General features: G+C 77.1%; 2 protein-coding genes. One reads left to right on the top strand and one right to left on the bottom strand.

The window, feature by feature from the left end; translation table 11 throughout:
- A partial coding sequence (locus tag ACWEVO_RS36835; RefSeq protein WP_452311998.1) for a diacylglycerol kinase family protein occupies positions 1–729 on the top strand: 729 nt, incomplete at its 5' end.
- Here the strand turns inward: ACWEVO_RS36835 and ACWEVO_RS36830 are convergent.
- On the bottom strand, positions 692–1,181 hold a 490-nt coding region (locus ACWEVO_RS36830), incomplete at its 5' end, for an EamA family transporter (RefSeq protein ID WP_452311997.1). The genes ACWEVO_RS36835 and ACWEVO_RS36830 overlap by 38 nt on opposite strands.

The following is a 1,181-nucleotide window of genomic DNA, read 5'->3' as shown; positions in this document are numbered from 1 at the left end:
GTCGGCACTGTCCACCCGCGCCACCTCTTCGACCGCGGCGGTGAGCGCCGTCCGGGAGACCGGCCGCCCGGCCACCGCGGTGGACTGCGCCCGGTCCCGGCCGGCACCGGCAACGACTTCGCGGTCGAGACCGGCTTCCCGGCGGACCCGGTGGCGGCCGTCGAGGTGATCACCGAGGCGCTGCGGGCCGATCGGGCCCGCCCCGTCGACCTGGCCCGGCTGACCACCTCCGACGGGGGTGACCGCTGGTACGGGGCGGTGCTGGCGGCCGGCTTCGACGCCATCGTCAACGAGCGCGCCAACCGGATGGCCTGGCCGCGCGGCCCCCGCCGGTACGACCTGGCGATCCTGATCGAACTGGCCCGGCTGCGGCCGCGCCGCTACCGGATGCGCCTCGACGGCGAGGAACACGAGGTGGACGCGGTGCTGGTCGCGGTCGGCAACACCGCCAGTTACGGCGGCGGGATGCGGATCTGCCCGGACGCCGACCCGACCGACGGGCTGCTGGACGTGGTGGTCGGCGGGCGGTTCGACCGGCGCACCCTGATGCGGGTCAAGCCCCGCATCTACCAGGGCACGCACGTCGCGCATCCGCTCGTCCGCAGCTACCGGGCCCGCACCGTGGAGCTGGCCGCGGCCGGCATCACCACGTACGTCGACGGGGAGCGGGCGTACGACCTGCCGGTGCGGATCAGCGCGGTGCCGGCGGCGGTGCGGCTGCTGCGCTGACCAGCTCCCCACTGTCCGGTCCGGCGGCGGGCGGCGGGGTGGCGGCGGGCCGGCCGGCCCGGACGGCGCCGATGCTCGCCGCGATCACCAGGCCGATGGCCAGCGCCTCCACCGGGTGCAGCGCCTGGCCGAGGACCAGCCAGCCGGCCAGGGCCGCGATCGCCGGCCCGAGGCTCATCAGCACCGCGAAGGTCGAGGTGGGCAGCCGGCGCAGCGCCAGCAGTTCCAGCGTGTACGGCAGCACCGAGGCCAGCAGCGCCAGCCCGGTGCCGAGCCCGAGGACCGCCGGGTGCCACAGCCGGCCGCCCGAGCCGATCAGCCCGATCGGCAGGGTGACCAGGGCGGCCACCGCCAACGCCAGGGCCAGCCCGTCGGCCCGGGGGAACCGGCCGCCGACCCGGGCCGAGCAGACGATGTACGCCGCCCACAACGCCCCGGCGCCCAGCGCCACC

The sequence above is a fragment of the Micromonospora sp. NPDC003776 genome (genome assembly GCF_053605645.1).
This window is presented reverse-complemented; position numbering and strand designations above follow the sequence as displayed.